The sequence below is a fragment of the Salinibacterium sp. ZJ450 genome (assembly GCF_011751885.2).
Taxonomy (GTDB): domain Bacteria; phylum Actinomycetota; class Actinomycetes; order Actinomycetales; family Microbacteriaceae; genus Ruicaihuangia.
The window spans coordinates 3,078,568-3,097,164 of the sequence record NZ_CP061771.1 but is presented as its reverse complement, the minus strand read 5'-3'; the positions used below and the strand labels follow the sequence as shown (position 1 = coordinate 3,097,164).

The 18,597-nt window shown below is 67.0% G+C and carries 13 protein-coding genes; 8 read left to right on the top strand and 5 right to left on the bottom strand.

Going from position 1 to position 18,597, the window contains the following annotated elements; all coding sequences use genetic code 11:
* Window positions 1-11: 11 nt before the first annotated feature.
* From HCT51_RS15060 to HCT51_RS15040, 5 genes are all read right to left on the bottom strand, one after another.
* Window positions 12-572 (bottom strand): tetratricopeptide repeat protein, encoded by a 561-nt coding sequence (locus tag HCT51_RS15060; protein ID WP_224760525.1) that lies wholly within the window; start codon window positions 570-572, stop codon window positions 12-14.
* Window positions 573-602: 30 nt separating this feature from the next.
* On the bottom strand, window positions 603-1,754 hold the full coding sequence (locus HCT51_RS15055) for a PQQ-dependent sugar dehydrogenase (protein WP_370626969.1): 1,152 nt from the start codon (window positions 1,752-1,754) through the stop codon (window positions 603-605).
* 61 nt (window positions 1,755-1,815) lie between these two features.
* Window positions 1,816-2,688, bottom strand: coding sequence for a spermidine synthase (locus tag HCT51_RS15050; protein ID WP_166875686.1), 873 nt, complete (start codon window positions 2,686-2,688; stop codon window positions 1,816-1,818).
* Window positions 2,689-3,047: 359 nt separating this feature from the next.
* Window positions 3,048-4,010, bottom strand: coding sequence for a sugar kinase (locus HCT51_RS15045; protein WP_166875689.1), 963 nt, complete (start codon window positions 4,008-4,010; stop codon window positions 3,048-3,050).
* Window positions 4,007-4,648, bottom strand: coding sequence for a bifunctional 4-hydroxy-2-oxoglutarate aldolase/2-dehydro-3-deoxy-phosphogluconate aldolase (locus HCT51_RS15040; protein ID WP_166875692.1), 642 nt, complete (start codon window positions 4,646-4,648; stop codon window positions 4,007-4,009). Before HCT51_RS15040 ends, HCT51_RS15045 begins: the two co-directional genes overlap by 4 nt.
* Before the next feature lie 60 nt (window positions 4,649-4,708).
* On the opposite strand from HCT51_RS15040, the gene HCT51_RS15035 reads away from it, so the two are divergent.
* The 8 genes from HCT51_RS15035 to rpoB all read left to right on the top strand — a co-directional run bounded on the left by HCT51_RS15035 (window position 4,709) and on the right by rpoB (window position 18,564).
* Window positions 4,709-5,782 carry a LacI family DNA-binding transcriptional regulator gene (locus HCT51_RS15035; protein ID WP_166875695.1) on the top strand — a complete coding sequence of 358 codons (1,074 nt, stop codon included), beginning with the start codon at window positions 4,709-4,711 and terminating at the stop codon, window positions 5,780-5,782.
* A gap of 153 nt (window positions 5,783-5,935) precedes the next feature.
* On the top strand, window positions 5,936-8,002 hold the full coding sequence (locus tag HCT51_RS15030; protein ID WP_166875698.1) for a glycoside hydrolase family 3 protein: 2,067 nt from the start codon (window positions 5,936-5,938) through the stop codon (window positions 8,000-8,002).
* Between the two features lie 107 nt (window positions 8,003-8,109).
* Window positions 8,110-10,332, top strand: coding sequence for a beta-glucosidase family protein (locus HCT51_RS15025; protein WP_166875701.1), 2,223 nt, complete (start codon window positions 8,110-8,112; stop codon window positions 10,330-10,332).
* A 303-nt stretch (window positions 10,333-10,635) separates the two neighbouring features.
* Window positions 10,636-11,673 (top strand): TRAP transporter substrate-binding protein, encoded by a 1,038-nt coding sequence (locus HCT51_RS15020; protein WP_166875704.1) that lies wholly within the window; start codon window positions 10,636-10,638, stop codon window positions 11,671-11,673.
* Window positions 11,674-11,795: 122 nt separating this feature from the next.
* Window positions 11,796-12,419 carry a TRAP transporter small permease gene (locus HCT51_RS15015; protein WP_166875707.1) on the top strand — a complete coding sequence of 208 codons (624 nt, stop codon included), beginning with the start codon at window positions 11,796-11,798 and terminating at the stop codon, window positions 12,417-12,419.
* A gap of 4 nt (window positions 12,420-12,423) precedes the next feature.
* Complete coding sequence (locus tag HCT51_RS15010) at window positions 12,424-13,740, top strand: TRAP transporter large permease (protein ID WP_166875711.1); 1,317 nt, start codon at window positions 12,424-12,426, stop codon at window positions 13,738-13,740.
* A gap of 71 nt (window positions 13,741-13,811) precedes the next feature.
* Entirely contained in the window at window positions 13,812-14,597 is a 786-nt protein-coding gene (locus tag HCT51_RS15005) for an oxygenase MpaB family protein (protein ID WP_224760524.1), read from the top strand.
* Window positions 14,598-15,081: 484 nt separating this feature from the next.
* The gene (gene rpoB / locus HCT51_RS15000) at window positions 15,082-18,564 is read left to right on the top strand and encodes a DNA-directed RNA polymerase subunit beta (RefSeq protein WP_166875717.1); all 3,483 of its coding nucleotides are present in this window, start codon (window positions 15,082-15,084) and stop codon (window positions 18,562-18,564) included.
* The last annotated feature ends 33 nt before the right edge of the window (window positions 18,565-18,597 follow it).

The window sequence follows — 18,597 nt, the reverse complement described above, 5'->3', positions numbered from 1 at the left end:
AGCGGGCAGCGCTACCTTCCAGCGGGGTAATCCACAGGCATCGGAGGAGCGGATGTCGGCGGGTCGGCCAGGAACGATTCGGTGACGCTGATCGACATCATCGAGCTGTCGATCTGGTTGGCGGGAGCCTTGATGCGCACCCGAATCGTGAGCGCCGCCCGGAAATCGCGTAGCGCCGCGTCGTACTCTTTCTGGTCGAAGTGCACCTTGCCGCGGTGCTGCAGCGCGAAGGCCTCGGCGCTCGCCCACTCGTGGCGGCCGGCCTCGGTGACGCAGTCGCTCAGCTCCACCAGCGCGGCCTCGTACTTGCCCTGCGAGCGTTGCACCTGCGCCCGGCGCACCTTGGCGAACACCAGCGCCTCCCGGTCGCCGCCGAACCGTGCCTGACGCACGGCCTCGTTCGCGACATCCCACGCCTCGTCCAGTCGGTTGGCCAGCCGCAGCAGGCCCACCTTCTCGTTCAGCGCGGTCGAACTGCGCAGTTCGCCCAGCTCTTCCAGACGCTCCGCCAGTGCGGCCGGATCGACCTTTTCTTGCAGAGTGACCGGGTCGTATCCCAGAACGATGCTCACGTGTGCCCCTCGGTTGTTGCCCCCCTCAGGCTAACCCGCCGGGAGCAGCTCCAGCCGCACCTCGAGCAGCTTGTCGTCGCCGTCTCGCGGCGTACCGCGCGCCGTGTTGTTGGTGAGCAGCCACAGGGTGCCATCCGGTCCCTCCACCGTGTCGCGCAGCCGACCGACGTCGCCGCGGAACCAGTCGACCGCGTCCACGCTCCCGGATCCCGGGTAGATCGCCCACAGCCGCTCACCGCGCAGGGCGGCCATGAACAGCGTGCCGCGCAGGAAGAGCAGGCCGCTCGGGCTGGCGTCGGTGGTCGCCCACTGGTGAACCGGATCGATGAACCCATCGCGGTCGGCGATGCCCTCCACCACCGGCCAGCCGTAGTTGCCGCCGGGCGTGATGAGGTTCAGCTCGTCCCAGGTGTTCTGCCCGAACTCCGACGCCCAGAGCCGACCGTCGTCGTCCCACGCGATTCCCTGCGGGTTGCGGTGCCCGTAGGAGTACACCGGGCTGTCGACGAACGGGTTGTCGGCGGGCACCGCGCCTTCCGGGGTCACCCGCAGGATCTTGCCGGCGAGGGATCCGACATCCTGCGCCACAGCGCCATTGGTGGCGTCCCCGGTGGTGATGTAGAGCATGCCGTCCGGGCCGAACTTGACGCGGCCTCCGTTGTGGTTGCCGGATTTCGGGATGCCGGTGACGACGTCGGTCGGCGCGCCGAGCGCCAGGCCGCCTGCAACACCGGTGAGCGGTAGGCGGATGACGCGGTTGTCGCTCGCGGCCGTGGTGTACGCGTACAGCCAGCGTTCCTCGGCGTCCACCGCGAGGCCGAGCAGGCCGCCCTCGCCGGCGGGCTGCACGCCGGGCACGGTGCCGACCTCGCGCACGTCGCCGTCGGCGGTGTACTCCTTCACGAGGGCGGTCTCACGCTCGCTGATCAGCGCGGACCCGGAACTCAGCCGCACCACCGACCACGGCACGTCGAGCCCGGTCACCAGGGCGCGGGGCTCACCGGCCGGTTGCACGGGCCCGGGCAGCGCGGGCGGTCCGGTCTCGGTCGGCGACGGCAGCGGCGTCGGGGTCACAGTGTTGCGCGGCGGCGGCTCGACGGGCGCGCATCCGGCCAGGCCAAGCGCGGCAACGCTGAGCGCGGCGACAAGCACCATCGGTGCCGCGGCTCGCACGCGCTTCATCGCCATGCGTTCATCCCACCACGACTCGCGCCGCGGGGGTGAGGTGAATCCGCCGGGCGGCTCAGTCCTTGCCCTGGCGCACCTGGAAGATCGACTTGGCAGGCGGCGGCGACGGAATCGCGGTCGCGTCGGTGACGATCGGGGCGCCGGCGATCCACTCGGTCAGTTCCCGGCCGGCCACCACCTTCGACGGGTGCGGTCCGCCGGCCAGCAGCCGCGGCATCCATTCCAAGGGCAGTGCCGAGGCGGATGCCGCCAACACCACGTTCCCGAAGCGGCGACCCTTCAGGATCTGCGTTTCGGCGAGCGCTGCCACGTTGCCCACGGCCGCTGCCACGGTGGCCGCCTGCCCGCGGGCGAACGCCAGGCCGGGGCCGTCGGCGATGTTCACCGCCACCACCCCGCCCGGGGCCAGCAGCGTCGCCACCGCCCGGTAGAACTCGACACTGGTCACGTGCGCCGGGGTGCGTGCGCCGCTGAACACATCGACCACCACCAGGTCCACGGTGCCGCGCAGCCCGCCAGGCAGCTTCTCCAGCACCGCGCGGGCGTCGCCGTGGCGCACCCGGATCGAGGCGCCGCGCGGCAACGGAATCTGCTCGCGCACGAAGTCGACGAGGTCGCTCTCCAGCTCGATCACCTGCTGCCGGGACCCCGGCCGGGTGGCCTCCACGTACCGCGGCAGGGTGAAGGCGCCCGCGCCGAGGTGCACCGCGGTGATCGGCCCTGGCGGCAGCTGGTCGATCAGGTGACCGATGCGTTGCACGTACTCGAAGAACAGCTGCGACGGGTCATCCAGGTTCACGTGCGACTGCGGGGTGCCGTCGACCACCAGGGTGTAGGCGCCCGGCACCCATCGATCGGGCTGGATCTCAGCGAAGAAGCCGCTGTTCTTCAGGATGATCGAAGGATGCTGCTGCTCGCCGGTGCCCATGCGTCAAGTCTGCGGCATTCGCTCTGACCGGCCGTGCGGTCTGTGTCGGAGCGGGGCGGGGCGGGGTGCATATGACCATCCTGAGCGCGAGGAAGGAGTTATTCGGATGCGGTGGTGCTGAGGGAGGAGTGGTGGCGGCGGAAGGAGTAATTCGAGTGCTGCGGCCGCGAGGAAGGACTCTTTCGGCGACATCCCCGCAGCCACGAAGGACGAACCCCGGTTTTCGCAGAAACAGTTCCTTCCTGACCTGCGGATGTCGCAAAACACTCCTTCGTCGCAACGGTCGACCCCGTGGCCGGCCCTGAGCCGCCCACCGCCTACCGCCTACCGCCCACCGCCCACCGCCTACCGCCCACCGCCTACCGGCTCACGGGCTCGCCGCCGGCGCTCAGGCTGCCGAGGTCGGCCCGGCTGGGCAGCCCCTCCCAGTCGCCCGCGACCAGGCAGGCGAGCGCCCCGGCGGTCACCGCGGTGTCGAGCCGCTCGGAGACCGGCTTGCCCAGCAGGTACTCCGCCAGATAACCGGCCACGAACGCGTCGCCGGCGCCCACCGTGTCCACAGGAGTGATCGGCACAGCCGTCCGCTGATACTCATGCCCGTCGACCACCGCCACCGCACCGCGGGAGCCCAGCTTCACGATCGCCTGCCCGGCGCCGGCCTCGATCAGGCGGTGCGCGAGCTCGAGCGGCGTGCCATCGCCGACCACGATCGCCGCCTCGTCGTCACCGGCGAACACCAGATCGGCCAGCGGCAGCATCCGCGCGTAAGCCTCGGCGGCCGCCTCGCGGGACCACAGTTTGCCGCGGAAGTTCAGGTCGAACGAGACCGGCACCCCCGCCGATCTCGCCAGTTCGACCGCGCCGAACACGGTGTCCGACATCGTCGGCGACAGGGCAAGCGAAATGCCGGTGACGTGCAGCAGTGAGGCGAAGGTCACCAGTTCCGGCGAGAAGTCGTCGAGCGTCAGCCGCGACCCGGCGAGGCCCGCGCGGTAGTACCAAACACGGGTGTCGGCCGGTGCGCGCCGTTCCTTCACCATGACGGATGTCGCGGCCTCGGCATCCGGAATCGACACCACCTGCACGCCTTCCGCCCGGATCTCGCGCAGCACCAGGTCACCCAGTGAGTCTGCGCCCACCCGGCCGATCCAGGTGGCGTCGATGCCGAGCCGCTGCAGGCCGATCGCTACGTTGCTCTCCGAGCCGCCGACGCCGAGCGCCATGGCGGGCCGGTGCTGCAGTGCGCCGTACTCGGTGGCAAGCATCAGGGCCATCGTCTCGCCGAGCGTGACGACCCGGGGCGTGGCCTGCGCCGAGTTCATCGTGCCAACGTCGCCAGCTCGGACGCGCGCCGGGCGCGCTCGCCGAGGGCCGTGAGTGACCCGCCCTTGAACGCGTCACCGACCAGCGGCCCGCCGAGACTGACCGCCAGCGCGCCAGCCTGCAGCCAGGCCGGGATGTCATCGAGGGCCACGCCGCCCGACGGCACGAACTCCAGCTCGGGGAATGGCCCGCGCAGGTGCGCGCCGTACTTGGGGCCCACGGTCTCGGCGGGGAACACCTTCACCGCGGTCGCGCCAGCCTGCCAGCCGGTGAACAGTTCGCCGGGGGTCAGGCCGCCCGGGAACACCGGCACGCCATTGCGTACCGCGACGGCGATCACGTCGGGCAGCGTCACCGGCGTGACCAGGTACGCGGCCCCGGCGTCGATCGCGCGCTGTGCCTGCTCCGCGGTGAGCACGGTGCCGACTCCGATCTCGGCCGCTGATCCGAGCCGCGCGGCAAGCGCCGGCAGGTGCTCGAAGGTGCCGGGGGTGGTGAGTGTCAGCTCGATCGACCGCACGCCGTTCTCGGCGAGGGTGTCGACCACCGGGTCGTAGTCGGTGGCGGCGGCCGCGCGCAGCACGGCGATCACCGGGTGGGCGCGCAGCAGGGCGGAGGGGGCGGAACGGTCAGTCATGAGACTTCACACTAATCGGTGACTTTGTCCGGTCCGGGTTTCGAGCCTAATATCACCCTTATGGGGCACGAGGAAGAACTCCCGGGGGTTCGGCCGCCGACGATCTACGACGTCGCGGCTGCATGTAACGTTTCGCCGTCGACCGTGTCGCGTGCGTTCTCGCGTCCGGGCCGGGTCAACGCAGAGACCGCCGACCGCATCCGCCGGGTCGCCGAGCAACTCGGCTACCACGTAGACCCGATCGCCCGGCCCCGCGGCGACGGACGCACGTCGATGATCGCGCTCGTCGTCGCCGACCTCACCAACCCGTTCTTCCTCGACATCATCCAGGGCGCGCAGAAGGCCGCCGACGAAGCGCACGTCACGGTGCTCGTGATCGACGCACGCGAGTCGCTGACCGGCGAACGCGAGGCGGTTGAGCGCGTCATTCCGATGGTTGACGGGCTCATCTTTGCCACGTCGCGGATGTCGGAGACGGCGATCCGCACGGTGGCGAAGCAGCGGGCGACCGTGATCCTCAACCGGCCGATGCCCGACGTGCCCAGTATCGTCACCGACAACGCCCGCGGCATGCAGCTCGCCGTGGGGCACCTGGCGGCGCTCGGCCACGACACGATCAGTTACATCGCCGGTCCCGAGGCGTCGTGGGCGGACGGCATGCGCTGGCAGTCGGTGCGCAAGGCGGCCGCGGACGCGGGACAGAGAGTGCGGAGGATCGGGCCGTTCCCGCCCACCCTCGCCGGCGGCGCGGCCGCCGCGGACGAGTTCCTGGCCCGTCCCTCGACCGGCGTCATCGCCTACAACGACCTGATGGCGATCGGCCTGATGAGCGAACTCGGCGGTCGCGGCATCCGGGTTCCCGACGACGTCAGCGTCATCGGCTTCGACAACAGCCTCGACTCCCGGTTCACCAACCACGGACTCACCACCGTCGCAGTGCCACACCTGGTGCTCGGCCGGGTTGCGGTCCAGATGCTGCTCGGGCAGCACCGCGCCGCGACGGTCGGAAAGCCGGCCATGCTTCCGGCCGAACTCATGGTGCGACGCTCCACCGCGATCCGCCGCGACGGCGGTTTGCGCGGCACCCGCGGCACCCGCGGCACTCGCGCCACCATCGACGCCATCGCGATCTGACCGTCGCCCGCTCGTAACCGTCTACCCCCAAAACGAGCGCCAACACATGGCAACAGATTGACGGCGCGGCCGGCTACCGCCTCAATGGAGCCACGGCGGGAGCGCAACGGTGCGTTCACCCGAACGCCGCATGTCCTTCAAAGGAGAACGACCATGCGCAGAAAACCCCGCCGATCACCGCGTCGCGGTCCCGGCCTCATCACCGTAGCGGCCATCGTCGGCCCGCTCGCTCTCATCGCCTCCGGAACGGCCGCGGTGGCCGCTCCACCTCACGACAACAATGCCGGCGGCAACCAGCCACCGTCGCACTCACAGGCGCCGAACGGTGCACCGGCGGTCGAATCCCATGTTAAAAACATCATCAAGGTCAACGGGCGCCAGTTCCGCGACCTGAACGACAACGGCAAGCTCGACCGTTACGAGGACTGGCGGCTTTCCGACCAGCAACGCGCCGCCGACCTGCTCTCGCGGATGACCCTCGAGGAGAAGGCGGGTCTGATGCAGATCGCCTCCCTGCGGGACAACGCTCCCGAGCTAATCGAGGATCGTGGCCTCCACCACCTCATCATCCGCGACAACCCGACCGCCACGGAACTGGCCACCCGCGCCAACGGCCTCCAGGAGATCGCGGAGGGCACCAGGCTCGGCATCCCGCTCGTGTTCACCTCGAACCCGCGCAACCACGTGAACCCCGACCTCGAGTTCGGCATCAGTGAGGCCGCAGGCCAGTTCTCCAGCTGGCCGGGAACCCTCGGCCTCGCCGCCACCAACGACATCGACCTGATCCGCGACTTCGCCGACATCGCGCAGGACGAATGGCGCGCATCCGGCATCCAGAAGACCTACGGCTACCAGATCGAAACGGCGACCGAACCGCGCTGGCGCCGCATCAACGGCACCTTCGGTGAGAGCCCGGACCTGAATGCAGCGATCGCCGAGCAGCTCGTGCTCGGCTTCCAGGGCGACGAACTCAGCAACGAGTCGGTCGCCCAGACCATCAAGCACTTCCCCGGCGACGGCGCGGTGCTGCGCGGCCTTGACCCGCACAACGAGCCAGGCAAGTGGGCAATCTACCCGACACCAGGCAGCTTGGAGACCTACCAGCTGCCGCCGTTCCAAGCCGCGATCGACGCGGGCGCCAGCTCGGTCATGTCGTACTACAACGTGCCGAGCAACGCGCTCAGCGCCGAGCAACTCGACATCGCGGACTGGTATGCCCCCGGCCAGCAGTTCGAAGAAGTCGCTGCCGCATACAACAAGGCCATCGTCACCGACCTGCTCCGCACCCGGATGGGTTTCACCGGGTACGTGAACAGTGACAGCGGCATCCTCACCAACCGTGCGTTCGGCGTGGAGAACCTGACCCTGCCCGAGCGGTTCGCCAAGGCTGTGAAGGCTGGGACGAGCCTGTTCTCCGACAACAACGACCCGGCCGGTCTGATCGCCGCGGTGCAGACCGGGCTGCTTACCGAATCCGAGCTGCACCCCTCGGTGCAGCTGCTGCTCGAGGAGATCTTCGCGCTCGGCCTGTTCGAGGACCCGTACGTCGACCCGGCGCTCGCGCAGCAGATCGCGGATGACCCGGCCTCGCAGGCGCGCGCCGACGAGGCGCACCAAAAGTCGATCGTGCTGCTGCGCAACGACCAGCAGCAACTGCCGCTGGCCGACGCGGATGTCGCGACCACCAAGCTCTTCGTCGAGGTCGTCACCGGCCGCGACGCGGAGGAACAGACGGCCGCGCTGAAGAAGCTCATCGCCGAGGAAGACCCGACCGTGCAGGTCGTCAACACCCTCGAAGAAGCGACCGACGCGCTGGTCTGGGTGCGCCCGAACGTCTACGAGTACCCCGACAACTCGACCGTGGAGATCCAGCTCGGCGAGCTCACCGGTGTCGATGTGGCACGGGTGCAGCAGATCGAGGCGGCCGTGCCCACGATCCTCGCGATCAACCTCGGCAACCCGTGGGTGCTCAACGAGATCGAGCCGGGTGCCGCCGCCGTCATCGGAACCTTCAACGTGAAGGCCGAAGCGCTGCTCGACGTGATCCGCGGCCGGTTCAATCCGACCGGTGAACTGCCGGTCAGCATCCCCGCCAGCCAGGCGGCGGTCGAACAGAACGCCTCAGACGTTCCCGGCTACGCCGAGACGTTCGACTACGCGTACACCAACGCCGCTGGCGACGACTACAGCTTCGGCTTCGGTCTGTCCTACGGCAACTAGCTAGCTCCACCCTCCCGCTGGTCGGGCTTGGCGAGATCTCGCCAAGCCCGACCAGCGCACGGTCACACCCATCACACGCAATTCCCCCAACACAAGGAGATGCACACATGACACGTTCCAGGTTGAGCGCCCCCAGGGCGCTCTCCCTCGGGGTAGCCGCGGTTCTCGCGGCCACCCTGGGCCTGCCCGCCGTTGCCAACGCCGACGACCTGCCGTGGATGAACACGGCGCTCTCGGCCGAGGCCCGGTCCGACCTCCTGATCGACGCGATGACGCTCGACGAGAAGATCCAGCAGATCGCCATGCGACCGGTGGCCAACACCAACATCCCGGGCTGCGCGTTCTCCGCGCAGGGCCGCCACGTCGAGGGCATCCCGCACCTCGCCATCCCCACCCTCCGCATGACCAATGGGCCGTTCGGAAACGGCGACTGCCTCGTCGCCCCGACCTCGACAGGGCTCACCAGCGCCCTCACCGTCGCCTCGTCGTTCGACGCCGCAGTGTCGGCCGAGTGGGGCTCCATCCTCGGTGAGGAGACCCGTGCCAGCGCCCACAACGTGCTGCTCACCCCGGGCATCAACCTCGGCCGTGTCGCCCACGCGGGTCGCAACTTCGAGTACTTCGGAGAAGACCCCTACCTCGCCGGCGTGATGGCGGTCGCCCAGGTGAACGCGGTGCAGTCCTTCGGCGTGCAGTCGGTCGCCAAGCACTTCGCGGCCAACGAGCAGGAGACCTCGCGCAACACGATGGACACCCTGGTCGAAGATCGGGTGATGCACGAGCTGTACATGCTGCCGTTCGAGATGGCGATCCAGGAGGCCAACCTGGCCTCGGTGATGTGCTCATACCCGCGGCTCAATGGCACCTTCGCCTGCGAGCACGAGCAACTGCTGACCGACTGGCTGCGCGATGACCTCGGCTTCGAGGGCTACGTGATGTCCGACCGTGGTGCGACGCACAGCACCGCGCCGGCGATCAAGGCCGGGCTCGACCTCGAGTTCGCCAGCCCGCGCTGGTTCACGCCGACGCTGATCAATGCGGCGCTCGCCGCCGGCACGCTCGTGATCGACGACATCGACCAGGCGCTCGACCGTCGCTTCACGGTGATGTTCGAGCTCGGCCAGTTCGACGACCCGATCAACTCGCTGTCGCCGATCGACTACGCCACCAATGGCCAACGCGTGCAGGACATCGGCGAAGAGGGCAGCGTGCTGCTGAAAAACGACGAGGACACCCTGCCGCTGGATGCCGCGGCGCTCGATTCCGTGGCGCTGATCGGTACCCCGACCTTCGCCGGTCAGGCGAAGTTCAACTCGCAGGGACCGTCGAACGCCATCGTCGTGACCGCGCCGTACACGGTCACCCCGGAACAGGGCCTGAACAACGTGCTGGACGCGCTGGGCTCCGACGCCACCGTGACCTACAACAACGCGAGTGACATCGCGGCGGCTGCGGCGCTCGCTGCGGCATCCGATGTGGCGGTCGTGATGGTCGGCGACATCTCTCGTGAAGGGGTCGACCGTGCCAACCTGTCGCTGCCCGCCACCGACGGTGTCAACCAGGATGCCCTGGTGGCCGCCGTGGTCGCAGCCAACCCGAACACAGTCGTGGTGCTGAAGAACGGCGGCCCGGTGCTGCTGCCGTGGCTCAGCGAGGTTCCCGCGGTGCTCGAGGCCTGGTACCCGGCGCAGGAAGACGGCAACATCGTCGCCAACCTGCTGTTCGGTGTCGCTAACCCGTCGGGCAAGCTGCCGATCACCTTCCCCAGTCAGGAGCGTGAGGCGGCGTTCGCGACCGCCGAACAGTTCCCCGGGGTCGACCCCGACGGCACCGGCCCGCTGCCGCGCACGGCCAGCTACAGCGAAGGCCTCGAGATGGGCTACCGCTGGTACGACGCCAACGACGTGCAGCCGACCTTCGCGTTCGGTCACGGCCTGTCGTACACCGACTTCGAGCTCTCCAAGCTCGTGGTCACCCCGAAGAAGACGGATGGCACCCAGAAGATCCAGGTGTCGTTCTTCGTCGAGAACACCGGGGATGTCGCGGGCGCCGAGGTCGGTCAGGTGTACCTGGGCCTGCCAGCCGAAGCCGACCAGCCGCCGAAGCGCCTCGTCGGATTCGACAAGGTGACGCTGAACCCCGGCGAGAAGCAGCGGGTCACGGTCACCATCGACCCGGCGGCGTCGAACCACCCGCTGTCGTACTGGAACACCGAAGCGGATGCCTGGAGCACGGCGTCGGGCACGTACACCGTGTACGTCGGCAACTCATCCGACAACATCACCCTGCAGGACACCATCACGATCCGGGTGCCCAAGGGCCAGCAGTAACACACCACAGAAGAGGCAGGGTGTCGTCCAATCGCGGACGGCATCCTGCTTCTAGTACGACATAACGCGTCGAAGTCGGTCTTCGCGACAACCGATGGCAATTGGTTGCCATTCTGTCCGCGACGTGAGTGAATGTAGATCGGGACCGGAGCCACACCACTTCGATCCCGGCATATATAACCCAAACACCGAGACGGCGACGACGCCGGACCGCAACGGAGACATGGCCGGCACAGCATGCCGACTCCCGCGGCCTGGTCAGCGCCCGACCACCGTCCTGAACAGCGTTCGAAGGAGAACCTCATGCGGAAAACGACCCGGCTCGCATTGATTACGACCACAGCGATAGCGGCCCTCACCCTCGCCGCGTGCAGCGGTGGCGCCAACACCGGCAACAGCTCCGACGCCCCGGCGGAGGAGGTCGAGCCCACGACGATGAAGCTCGCGCTCAACCAGACCGAGGAGCACCCGTCGTTCATCGCGCTGGAAGCCTTCGGCGAGCGGCTGACCGAGGCCACCGACGGCCGGTGGAACATCGAGGTGCACCCGAACTCCACCCTCGGTGATCAGGCTGAATACATCCAGTCGGTCAGCTCTGGGGTAATCGACCTGGCGATCGTCTCGGCGCCGCAGCTCGAGAACGTCTCGAAGGACTTCGTCATCTTCAGCCTCCCCACGGTCTTCGACTCGATCGACCACCAGATGGCCGTTCTTTCTGACGACGAGGTCGTCGGTGACCTGTACACCTCGCTTGAGGACAGCAACAGCATCACGGTCGTCGGCGGATTCACCCAGGGCGCCCGCAGCGTCTACGTGAAGGACGGCGCGGCGGAGACGCCGGACGACCTCGCGGGCAAGAAGATCCGCGTTCAGGAGAGCCCGGTGTTCATCTCAATGATCAACGCGCTCGGCGCCTCGCCCACCCCGATGGCGTTCGCCGAGGTCTACACCGGCCTGCAGTCCGGCGTCATCGACGGTGCCGAGAACAACGAGATCTCGTACTTCACGCAGAAGCACTTCGAGGTTGCTCCCTTCTTCTCGTACACCCGCCACCTGATCGGTGCCGACTTCCTCATCAGCAACACCGGCACGCTCGACAAGATGTCCGAGGAAGACCGCGCCGCATTCGACGCGGCCTGGGAAGAGACCTGGCAGCAGCACACCGACCTGTGGACCACGGAGACGGAAGAGGCAATCGCCGGCGCTGAGGCTGGCGGTGCCACCTTCACCGAGGTCGACAGCGACGCCTTCGTCGAGGCGCTCGAGCCGCTGCTGGACGAGTTCATCACCGAGGACTCGCAGCAGACCCTCTTCGACGCCATCCGGGGCGCCGCGAAGTAGGCTCACCGCATCACTGGAGAGGGCGCCGCGTGGTCACAGACCGCCGGCGCCCTCGCAGTGAGCCACATCGAAGTGCAGCACATGATGGCACGGCCCCCACGGGCAGCCAGCGGAGGAACACAGTGAATATCAACTCACCGGAGCCGGGCGATAGCACGCCGGGCGACAACACGCCGGACGGTCCCGGACGTCTCGAACCGGCGGGCCCCGTCCGCTGGGGCGGCCTGCTCACCGTTCTGGGCGGCATCAAACGCGTCATTGACCGCGTGCTGGCCGCAATCTGCATCATCACCTTCGTGGGGCTCGTCTTCATCGTCTCCTGGCAGGTGTTCACGCGCGAGGTCCTCAACAACTCCGCGCCCTGGACAGAGGAGGCGGCTCGCTACGCCTTCGTCGTGTTGGCAGTCTTCGCTGCCGCATACGTGTTCTCTGAGCGTGGCCACATCGCGGTCATGATCCTGGTCGAGAAGCTTCCACTGAACCTGCAGCGCGTGATGGGCGTCGTCATCGAGCTCGTCGTCCTGTTCTTCTTCGTATTCGTCTTCATCATCGGCGGCTCGAGCGTCGCGGAGAACGCGTGGGCGCAGGACATCTCCACGCTCCCCTTGAGCGTCGGTCAGATGTACCTGGTGCTTCCGATCGCCGGCGTCCTCATCGCCTTCTACTCCCTGGCTCACCTCATCGGCATCCTCGCCGGGGTAGAGCAGCCCACTCCCGAGTTCGACGAGAACGCAGAGGCGATCTAAAACCATGGATACGCTCACCATCATCGCCACCGTCGTCCTGCTCGGCGGCATCACGCTCGGCATCGCCATGGGTCTCCCCGTCGCGGTCGCCATGGGACTGCCGTCCGCCCTGGCGGTCGTCATCCTGCTGGACTGGGACGGTGCCGCGTTGACCTCCGCGCAGCGCATCTTCTCCGCCAGCAACTCGTTCGCCCTGCTCGCGATTCCCTTCTTCATTCTCGCCGGCGGCCTGATGAATACCGGGGGAATCGCGTCGAGACTGATCGACCTGGCTCTTGTGGTCGCTGGCCGGTTGCCTGCCTCGCTCGCCCAGACCACCGTCGTCGCGAACACCATGTTCGCTTCGGTGTCGGGTGCGTCGGTAGCTTCCGCGGCGGCCGTCGGCACGGTGCTGGCACCGCGGATGCGCAAGGACGGCTATGACCCGGCGTTCTCGGCCGCGGTGAACGCCGCCGCCTCCCCGGCCGGCATGCTGATCCCGCCGAGCAACACGTTCATCGTGTACTCGCTGGTATCCAGCACGTCGATCGCGGCGCTGTTCATGGCCGGTATCGGACCCGGACTCCTGTGGGCGCTCGTCTGCGTCGTCGTGGTGGCCCTCTATGCGCGCAAGCACCCCGAGCTGCGCTCTGCCGCCGCCCGCCCGACGTTCGCCCAGGGACTCCTCGTATTCCTTAAGGCGCTTCCTGCGCTCCTGATGATCGTGGTCGTGATCGGCGGCATCCTGACCGGCATATTCACGGCGACGGAATCGGCTGTGATTGCCGTGCTCTACTCGTTCGTGCTCGGCCTCGTGCAACGCACGCTGCCGCTCAGGGCGCTTCCGAAGGTCATCCTCGAAGCATCCAAGGTGACCGGCATCATCATGCTCCTGATCGGCGTATCGGGGATCCTCGGCTGGGTGCTGGCCTTCGCTCGGCTCCCGCAAATGATCACCAGCGGCCTGCTGGGGCTGACCGACAACGTGGCGATCATCCTCGTCATCATCATGGTGATCCTGCTGCTCGCGGGCACCGTGATGGACCCCACACCGGCGATCCTGATCTTCACGCCGATCTTCTTGCCGATCGTCACCTCCCTCGGCGTCAGCCCGATCCACTTCGGCGCGATGATGGTCTTCAACATGTGCCTCGGCAACATCTCGCCACCGATCGGAAACAACCTCTTCGTCGCGGCCCGTGTCGGCAACGTCAGACTCGAACCGGTGATCTCACGGTTGTGGCCCTTCTTCTGGGCGCTCTGCGTGGGCCTGTTCATCGTGGCGTTCGTTCCCGCGCTGTCGATGTGGCTGCCGACCGTGCTGGGGCTTGTTGCGCCCTGATCACTGATCGCGCAGGCTGAGAGCAAATGAGAGCCGCGACGACTGATCTTCGATCCTCCCGCGGGTCGAGCTTGTCGAGACCCCGCAGCCTCGCCGACATCGGCGGCGAGGCTGCGCTTATCGCGGGCGGAGGACGCGCCATCCTGCTGCAGCTGGCGCATCCCGCGGTCGGCCACGGCGTCGCAAATCACAGCGACTTCGTATCGCGGCCGCTCGACCGGCTGCACAGCACGATGACCTTCGTCTACGCCGTGGTGGACGGCGACCGTCGCCTGGTCGACCGGGTGACCCGGGCGGTGAACGCATCTCACCGGCGTGTGCGCTCGGAGGGGGATGCGAGCTCACCGCCCTATAACGCGGCCGACCCCGACCTGCAGCTGTGGGTGGCCGCCACGCTGTACGACACTGCGATGGGCCTGTACGAGCGGCTGTTCGGCGCGCTCTCGCCGCAGCTTGCCGACGAGGTCTACCGGCAATACGCGTTGCTCGGCACCACACTGCAGATGCCGGCCGAGCTGTGGCCGGCTGACCGGGCGGCGTTTGGTCGGTACTGGACCGAGATGGCGGGAACTCTGCAAACGGATGCCGTGACCCGCGATGTTGCTCGGAAGCTGTTGCACCCGACCGCGGTTCCCCGCTGGGTGAAGGCCGGGATGCCGCTGGCCCGGCTGGTCACCGCCGGCCTCCTGAACTCGGAGCAGCGGGCGATGTTCGACCTGCCCTGGAGCCCCCGCCGGCAGCGTCGCTTCGACCGGATCATGCGCGTCGCGTCATCCGTCTATCCCCGGCTGCCGCTGCGCCTGCGTCACGCGCCGCAGCGCCGCTACCTGGCCAAACTGCGCGCATCCGTGCGCTGACCCGCCCGCGAGCCACTCGTCGACCGCGCAGCCCGCCCGCGGCAGACGCAGACCCCACCTGCGAGCCGATCTTCGGGCGCTTGATCCACTTTGTCGCGGTTGAGTCACCGCGCGCTGGCTCAACCGCGACGAAGTGGATCATGCCCGCGAACGAACTGGCTGAACCGCGACATAGTCGCTCAAACCCGGCGACAACCGGGCTCGACCCCACGCGAAACACCCCGAGTCGCGGCATCCGGCGCCCCCGAACCTGCGAGGCAACCGGGAATCGACGTGCTTATAGCCGAGAGTCCGAAATTGGTCAAGGATTGACTGGACACGGCGCGGCGGGCGCGCCTATAGTTGTACTTTGCGCTCCGAGATCAATCACGCCTTCATATTGCGGAAGGTTTGCGCCCCGAGTATAACGGCGGGGCCGATCAGGATGAGCATTTCCTCTTACCGATAATGCCATGGCCCGACGGGGCCCACGGAGGTTGTTTCCTTGGCTGCTGCGCGCAACGCATCCACCAATAAGTCCCCCAAGAACGGCCGCTCAGCTTCGCGGCTCTCGTTCGCCAAAATCACAGACACTCTCACCGTTCCCGATCTGCTTGCCCTGCAGACCGAGAGCTTCGACTGGCTCGTCGGAAACGACGCCTGGAAGGCTCGTGCTGCTGAAGCCGGCGCCACCGGCGACGACCTGAAGACCGGCCTTGACGAGATCTTCGAAGAGATCAGCCCGATCGAAGACCTCGGTGAGACGATGCAACTGTCGTTCACCAACCCGGAGCTCGAAGAGCCCAAGTACTCCATTGACGAGTGCAAGGAGCGCGGCAAGACTTTCGCCGCGCCGCTCTACGTGAACGCCGAGTTCATGAACCACATGACTGGTGAGATCAAGACCCAGACGGTCTTCATGGGTGACTTCCCGCTGATGACCCAGAAGGGCACCTTCATCGTCAACGGCACCGAGCGTGTCGTGGTGTCCCAGCTGGTTCGCTCGCCCGGCGTCTACTTTGACCGCGCGCAGGAGAAGACGTCCGACAAGGACATCTACTCCGCCCGCATCATCCCCAGCCGCGGCGCCTGGCTCGAGTTCGAGATCGACAAGCGCGACCAGGTCGGCGTGCGCATCGACCGCAAGCGCAAGCAGTCGGTCACCGTGTTCCTCAAGGCTCTCGGTCTCACCACCGACGAGATCCGCGAGGAGTTCAAGGGCTACGCGTCCATCGAGCTGACCCTCGAGAAGGACTCGATCCTCTCCAAGGAAGACGCCCTCAAGGACATCTACCGCAAGCTGCGTCCGGGAGAGCAGGTTGCCGCCGAGGCCGCCCGCGCCCTGCTCGACAACTTCTACTTCAACTCCAAGCGCTACGACCTGGCCAAGGTTGGTCGTTACAAGATCAACCGCAAGCTCGGCGTCGACGCCGGCATCAAGGACTCCGTCCTCTCGGTGCAGGACATCATCGCCACGATCAAGTACTTGGTTGCTCTGCACGACAACCAGAGCAAGATCACCGGTGTGCGCGATGGCAAGCCCGTTGAAATCACGCTGGATGTCGATGACATCGACCACTTCGGTAACCGTCGCATCCGTGCCGTCGGTGAGCTGATTCAGAACCAGGTGCGCACCGGCCTCAGCCGGATGGAGCGCGTGGTGCGTGAGCGCATGACCACGCAGGACATCGAAGCGATCACCCCGCAGACCCTGATCAACGTGCGCCCCGTCGTCGCCGCGATCAAGGAGTTCTTCGGAACCAGCCAACTGTCGCAGTTCATGGACCAGAACAACCCGCTCGCGGGTCTCACCCACAAGCGTCGTCTCTCGGCGCTTGGCCCGGGTGGTCTGTCCCGTGAGCGCGCCGGCGTCGAGGTGCGTGACGTTCACCCGTCGCACTATGGCCGCATGTGCCCGATCGAGACCCCGGAAGGCCCGAACATCGGCCTGATCGGATCGCTCGCATCGTTCGCTCGCATCAACTCGTTCGGGTTCATCGAGTCGCCGTACCGCAAGGTCGTCGACGGCGTGGTCACCTCGCACATCGACTACCTGACCGCCAGCGAAGAAGACGAGTACCTGGTGGCGCAGGCCAACGCGCCGCTCACCAAGGACTTCCGCTTCGCCGAGCAGAAGGTGCTCGTTCGCCCGAAGGGCTCCGAAGTGATTCTGGTCGACAAGGAGCGCGTCCACTACATGGACGTCTCGCCGCGCCAGATGGTCTCCGTCGCGACCTCGCTGATCCCCTTCCTCGAGCACGACGACGCGAACCGTGCCCTCATGGGTGCCAACATGCAGCGTCAGGCTGTTCCGCTGCTCCGCAGTGAGAGCCCGCTGGTCGGAACCGGCATGGAGGGCTTCGCGGCCATCGACGCCGGCGACGTGATCACCGCCGACAAGGCCGGTGTGGTGCAGGAGGTTTCGGCGGATGTCGTCACCCTGCTGCTCGACGACGGTGGAACGCAGGACTACTACCTGCGCAAGTTCGACCGCTCCAACCAGGGCACCAGCTACAACCACCGGGTCATCGTCAACGCGGGCGACCGCGTTGAGGTCGGCGAGGTGCTGGCCGACGGTCCCGCCACCGAGAACGGTGAGCTCGCGCTCGGTAAGAACCTGCTCGTGGCGTTCATGCCGTGGGAGGGTTACAACTTCGAAGACGCGATGATCCTGAGCCAGAACCTGGTGAAGGATGACACGCTCTCCTCGATTCACATCGAAGAGTACGAAGTCGATGCCCGCGACACGAAGCTCGGCAAGGAAGAGATCACTCGCGACCTGCCGAACGTCAGCCCCGACCTGCTGGCCGACCTCGACGAGCGCGGCATCATCCGCATCGGCGCCGAGGTTCGCCCCGGCGACATCCTGGTCGGCAAGGTCACCCCGAAGGGTGAAACCGAGCTGTCGGCCGAGGAGCGCCTGCTGCGCGCGATCTTCAACGAGAAGAGCCGCGAGGTGCGCGACACCAGCCTCAAGGTGCCTCACGGTGAAGAGGGAACCATCATCGCCGTCAAGGAGTTCTCCTCCGAGAACGACGACGAGCTCGGTTCCGGCGTCAACCAGCGCGTTGTCGTCTACATCGCCCAGAAGCGCAAGATCACCGCGGGTGACAAGCTCGCCGGCCGTCACGGCAACAAGGGTGTCATCTCGCGCATCCTGCCCGTCGAGGACATGCCGTTCCTCGCGGACGGCACGCCGGTTGACATCGTGCTGAACCCGCTGGGTGTTCCCGGTCGAATGAACTTCGGTCAGGTGCTGGAGATCCACCTCGGATGGGCCGCCAAGCAGGGCTGGAACGTGGAAGGTGCCGAAGAATGGGCGCGCAACCTTCCGGAGGCGGCACACACTGCCGCTCCCGGAACCAAGGTCGCCACCCCGGTGTTCGACGGCGCAGCCGAGGAAGAGATCGCGGGTCTGCTTGACTCGACGACGCTCACCCGCGACGGTGAGCGTCTGATCGGCCGCTCCGGCAAGACTCAGCTGTTCGACGGCCGCTCCGGTGAGCCCTTCCCCGACCCCGTGTCGGTGGGCTACATGTACATCTTGAAGCTGCACCACCTGGTCGACGACAAGATCCACGCTCGGTCGACCGGTCCGTACTCGATGATCACCCAGCAGCCGCTCGGTGGTAAGGCGCAGTTCGGTGGTCAGCGTTTCGGTGAGATGGAAGTGTGGGCCCTCGAGGCCTACGGTGCCGCGTACGCGCTGCAGGAGCTGCTCACGATCAAGTCCGACGACATCCTCGGCCGCGTCAAGGTGTACGAGGCCATCGTCAAGGGCGAGAACATCCAGGAGCCTGGCATCCCCGAGAGCTTCAAGGTTCTGATCAAGGAAATGCAGTCCCTCTGCCTGAACGTCGAGGTGCTCTCGGCTGATGGCACCGAGGTGAGCCTGAAGGACACGGATGACGAGGTCTTCCGTGCAGCGGAAGAACTGGGCATCAACATCTCCTCCCGCTTTGAGTCGTCGTCCGTCGACGACATCTAAAGCCGGCCACCTAACAGACACTGACTGAGACAT

Bases quoted from the DNA above. Each gene is read 5' to 3' on its own strand.
- HCT51_RS15055 (WP_370626969.1), bottom strand. From the start codon at position 1,754: ATGAAGCGCGTGCGAGCCGCGGCACCGATGGTGCTTGTCGCCGCGCTC.
- HCT51_RS15050 (WP_166875686.1), bottom strand. From the start codon at position 2,688: ATGGGCACCGGCGAGCAGCAGCATCCTTCGATCATCCTGAAGAACAGC.
- HCT51_RS15045 (WP_166875689.1), bottom strand. From the start codon at position 4,010: ATGAACTCGGCGCAGGCCACGCCCCGGGTCGTCACGCTCGGCGAGACG.
- HCT51_RS15040 (WP_166875692.1), bottom strand. From the start codon at position 4,648: ATGACTGACCGTTCCGCCCCCTCCGCCCTGCTGCGCGCCCACCCGGTG.
- HCT51_RS15035 (WP_166875695.1), top strand. From the start codon at position 4,709: ATGGGGCACGAGGAAGAACTCCCGGGGGTTCGGCCGCCGACGATCTAC.
- HCT51_RS15030 (WP_166875698.1), top strand. From the start codon at position 5,936: ATGCGCAGAAAACCCCGCCGATCACCGCGTCGCGGTCCCGGCCTCATC.
- HCT51_RS15025 (WP_166875701.1), top strand. From the start codon at position 8,110: ATGACACGTTCCAGGTTGAGCGCCCCCAGGGCGCTCTCCCTCGGGGTA.
- HCT51_RS15020 (WP_166875704.1), top strand. From the start codon at position 10,636: ATGCGGAAAACGACCCGGCTCGCATTGATTACGACCACAGCGATAGCG.
- HCT51_RS15010 (WP_166875711.1), top strand. From the start codon at position 12,424: ATGGATACGCTCACCATCATCGCCACCGTCGTCCTGCTCGGCGGCATC.